Raw genomic sequence first — 4,057 nt, forward strand, 5'->3', positions numbered from 1 at the left:
GTGCTGATCCCCGGCACACTGATTGACCTGGCAGCCTTCAAGGGCGAAATTATCCAGGTGTCCTTGGTGGAAGGTGCGATGGCGATCATGTTGATCGCGTTGTCGATGACCGGCTCCGAACGCTACCGCCGCGAGCAGCACATCGCACGGCTGGCGGCCCGCGACCCACTCACAGCACTCTTCAACCGTCGCGCCCTTGACCTTCAAGCGCCACGCCTGTTGGCGCGAGTTTCGCCGGCCCAGCCAGGCGCCGTGCTGTTGATCGATATCGACAACTTCAAAGGGGTCAACGACCTCTACGGCCATACCGCCGGCGACCGTTTGCTCATCACCCTCAGCGAGATGATCCGCGGCGTCGTCCCCCAGGATGCATTGGCTGCGCGCCTGGGCGGGGACGAGTTTTTGATTCTACTGAACAACACCTCAACCCAGCAGATTGTCGAACTGGGCAGCCGCTTGCGTGAACAGTTCCAGCAAGTCGCCGCTGACACCTTTATCACGCCAGCGCCGGTGACCTTGAGCATCGGCGCCAACCTGTTCGACCAACCACCGCCGAGCCTGGCCGCGCTGATCGAACAAGGCGACACCACGCTCTACGAAACCAAGCGTGGCGGGCGCGACAGCATTCGTCTGGTGGACCAGACCCGCACGTTCGGCTAAAGGTCGTAATGCACCGCTACGCTGCGCCCGGTCTTCACCGACTCCAATGCACAATCGGCCAGGTGCAAGGCATACAAGCCATCACGCACGCTGGTCGGTAACGCGCGGCCAGCGTTCAGCGCATCAATAAACTGCGTCAGCTCATTGCGATAAGCATCCGCGTAACGCTCGAGGAAAAAGTGCTGCAACGGCTCCAGCGCTTCGGTGTGGTCGGCACTCCAATGGCGCAACGTGCTGGGGCGGTGGTTGTCGGTGAGCAACACGCCTGTGGCGCCGGAGACTTCCACGCGCTGGTCATAGCCATACACCGCCTGGCGGCAGCAGTTGATGTGGCATTGCTTGCCGGAGGCGGTGCGCAGCAACACCATCACACTGTCGTAGTCGTCGATGTCGGCCAGGCTCGGGTCCACCAGGCGGCTGGCGAAGGCACTGACTTGCACCGGCTCCTCGCCGAGCAGGTGGCGGGCGGTGTCGAAGTCATGGATGGTCATGTCGCGCAGGATGCCACCGGAGTGTTCCAGGTAGTCACGCGGCGCCAGGCCGGGGTCGCGACTGGTGATGATCACCTGGCGCACCGCGCCGATCTGGCCGGCGTCCAGCGCCTGGCGCAGACGCAGCATGTCGGGGTCAAAACGTCGGTTGAAACCGAGCATCACCTTGCCGCCCAGGCGTTCGACGGCCTGGGCGGCGCTGCGAGCCTTGGCGATATCCAGGTCGATGGGCTTTTCGCACAGTACCGCCTTGCCTGCGGCCACCGCTGCCAGCAGCAAGTCGATATGGGTGTCGGTGGGCGTGCCGATCACCACGGCATCAATGTCTTGGCGGGCAAGCACGGCGGCGCAGTCATAGGCCGCTTCGCAGCCCAATTGTTTGCTGAGCGCGTCGACACCTTCGCGCCAGGGGTCGGCCACCAGCACCAGCGTGGCGTTGGGGTGAGCGGCGACGTTGGCGGCGTGGATCCTGGCGATGCGCCCGGCACCTAAAACGGCAATACGTAGCATGGTCGAACTCCTGGCGTTGTTATTGAGGGAGCTTCAGTCCGGCAGGTTGAACGGTGTCACGATCTGCACCTGTGACGGCGCGATCGGCCCGGCTTTCCATAACCGGTGGTGTTGCAGGATGTGCAAAAACACGCTGCGGGCATCGATCTGCAGGTTGTGATCGATGATCGCGGCGACTTTTTCTTCCAGCAGCAGCTGGCGGTTTTCTTCGTCCAGGTCATGGCCGATAAACACTTCCAGCGGGCGCTCGAGCGCGGTGAAGGCATCGACAATCGCGCGGTTACCGCCGCCGACGCTGTACACCGCCTTGAGTTCGGGGTGTTGCTTGAGGGCCTGGGTGACGCGCTCAAACGTGCGGTCGTACACGCCGTAGCCGCCGCAGATATCCAGCACCCGCAGGTGCGGGGCACGCCCACGCAGCCAGGCGCGAAAGCCCATCTCGCGCTCTTCTTCGCCACGGAACAGTTCGCTGCCGATCACCACCGCCACGTCCTGGGGCTGCGCCGGCAGCCAGCGCGACATCAGGTAGGCCGCGGTTTGGCCGGCGGTGCGGTTGTCCATGCCTACATAACCGATGCGCTCGCTTTGCGGCAGGTCGGTGACCAGGGTTACCACCGGAATGCCGGCCGCGATCAGCTGCTTGACGGCCTGATTCACCGCCGGCTCATCCGCCGCTTTAAGCACCACGCCCTGGCTGCCGGTGTCGAGGCAGCGCAGTAATTGGTCATGCATGGCCTGGGGTTCGATTTCTTCAAACAGGTGAAAACGCGGCGCGATGCGAAACGGCGCCAAGCTGCCCAATTGCGCGGTGATCGCCGCCTGCACCGCCGCGCTGAAGCGCTGGGGTGTGTGCATGATCACATCGACGTGAAACGTGCGCCCCACCGCCAGACCGTTTTTTTCCTGGGCCTCCAACTCATCCAGCGCCTGCTCGATGCGCCGGGTGGTCTGCGCATGCACGCTGCCGCGCTGGTGCAACACGCGGTCGACCGTGGCTTTGCTCACGCCGGCCTGGGTCGCGAGCTGCTTGATGGAGAAGTGTTTTGCGCGTTCGAGCATGCGGTTCGCCTGAGGTGTTTTTGAGGTCTTTTTTGGGCGTTACTGAGGTTTTGCAATGCTAGTCTCAGTTTTGCCCGGCGTCGAGCCGGGTCGATAAAACAACAACAATTTCAGGAGAACCGCATGCCTCACACCGATCTCGCCAGCGCATTCAACGGCCAATATTTTGTTGTCACCGGCAGCACTCAGGGGCTGGGCGCTGCCGTGGCACATACCCTGGCGCAGCGTGGCGCTGCCGGGCTGATCGTCTGCGGGCGCCGCCGCGCCGAGGGCGAAGAGCAGGTCCGGCAACTGGCACAGCTCGATTGCCAGGCATTTTTTGTCGAGGCCGACCTGGAAAACGTCGAGGATTGCCGCGCGATCATCGACGCAGCACGCACCCACTTCGGCACCTTGCACGGGCTGGTGAACTGCGCCGGCATGTCGGATCGCGGCACTATTCTCGACACCTCGCCTGAGCTGTTTGATCGGCTGTTTGCGGTGAATGTACGTGCGCCGTTTTTTCTGATGCAGGAAGCGCTCAAGCTGATGATCAGCACCGGCGTGGAAGGCGCAGTGGTAAATATCCAGAGCATCACCGGGCATGGCGGGCTGTCGTTTTTGAGCGCCTATGCGGCGTCCAAGGGCGCGCTGGCGATTTTGACCAAAAACGTGGCATTCACCGCGTTGCGTAATCGCATCCGCGTCAATGGCCTGAATATCGGCTGGATGGACACGCCTCACGAGGATCAGATTCAGCGCCAATACCACGGTGCGCAAGATGGCTGGCTGGCCGAGGCCGAGCGCGCACAGCCGTTCGGGCGGCTGCTCAAGCCCGAAGAAGTGGCGCAAAGCGTGGCGTTTTTGCTCTCGCGTGAAGCCGGGATGATGACCGGCGCGGTGATCGACCTGGAGCAAGGCGTGGTCGGCTGCACCGACAGTGGCAGCCCGCAACCGCACCAGGCGCTGAGCCTGCCGGGAGGTGTGTAATGTCGGCGTTCGTGACTGGCGCGGCGGTGCGCCTGGCGGATTTCAGCCGTATTTGCGCCCAATACACCAGCGCCGAGGATTACCCGCTGTGTGCAGAAGTGGTGAGCAATGTGCCGATCTATCAGGCCGGCACTTTACGCAACAGCGAGCGCCTGCGCGTCATGAATGAGCTGCACCGCCTGTTCCGCGACGGGCCAGGGGTGATGGTGGTGCGCCAAGCTTATGAAGACCTGGCGGTAGTCGACCGCCATAGCCAAGTGTTCGAGGCGATCTTTGCCCATGAAGCTGCGCAAGGCGTGGCCGCCGACCATTTTGCCAAGGCCGGCAGCAACGGGCGCATCTGGAATTCACTGCAGAAAGCCGCGCTG

4 protein-coding genes and 1 pseudogene are annotated in these 4,057 nt (G+C 63.0%); 3 read left to right on the plus strand and 2 right to left on the minus strand.

All coding sequences use genetic code 11. The annotated features are described in order from the left end of the window. On the plus strand, nt 1–660 hold a 660-nt coding region (locus tag FEM54_RS26290; RefSeq protein ID WP_138453629.1), incomplete at its 5' end, for a GGDEF domain-containing protein. Here the strand turns inward: FEM54_RS26290 and iolG are convergent. Together iolG and FEM54_RS26300 are read right to left on the minus strand one after the other, a co-directional pair. Further along, entirely contained in the window at nt 657–1,661 is a 1,005-nt protein-coding gene (gene iolG, locus FEM54_RS26295; protein WP_138453630.1) for an inositol 2-dehydrogenase, read from the minus strand. The two genes, FEM54_RS26290 and iolG, sit on opposite strands and share 4 nt — an antisense overlap. Nucleotides 1,662–1,694: 33 nt before the next feature. Continuing rightward, nucleotides 1,695–2,720: a LacI family DNA-binding transcriptional regulator gene (locus FEM54_RS26300; protein ID WP_138453631.1), complete on the minus strand. Its 1,026-nt coding sequence runs from the start codon at nt 2,718–2,720 to the stop codon at nt 1,695–1,697. 123 nt (nt 2,721–2,843) lie between these two features. Here FEM54_RS26300 and FEM54_RS26305 point away from each other — a divergent pair, with 123 nt between their 5' ends. Next, nucleotides 2,844–3,689, plus strand: a complete 846-nt coding sequence (locus FEM54_RS26305) for an SDR family oxidoreductase (RefSeq protein WP_138453632.1) — start codon at nt 2,844–2,846, stop codon at nt 3,687–3,689. Beyond that, nucleotides 3,689–4,057 (plus strand): annotated as a pseudogene (locus FEM54_RS26310) (phytanoyl-CoA dioxygenase family protein); the annotation flags it as partial. The gene FEM54_RS26305 and the pseudogene FEM54_RS26310, both read left to right, overlap by 1 nt.

Origin of the sequence: Pseudomonas edaphica (genome assembly GCF_005863185.1) — a bacterium.
In the GTDB taxonomy this organism is placed as follows: Bacteria; Pseudomonadota; Gammaproteobacteria; order Pseudomonadales; family Pseudomonadaceae; genus Aquipseudomonas; species Aquipseudomonas edaphica.

Bases quoted from the DNA above. Each gene is read 5' to 3' on its own strand.
- iolG (WP_138453630.1), bottom strand. From the start codon at position 1,661: ATGCTACGTATTGCCGTTTTAGGTGCCGGGCGCATCGCCAGGATCCAC.
- FEM54_RS26300 (WP_138453631.1), bottom strand. From the start codon at position 2,720: ATGCTCGAACGCGCAAAACACTTCTCCATCAAGCAGCTCGCGACCCAG.
- FEM54_RS26305 (WP_138453632.1), top strand. From the start codon at position 2,844: ATGCCTCACACCGATCTCGCCAGCGCATTCAACGGCCAATATTTTGTT.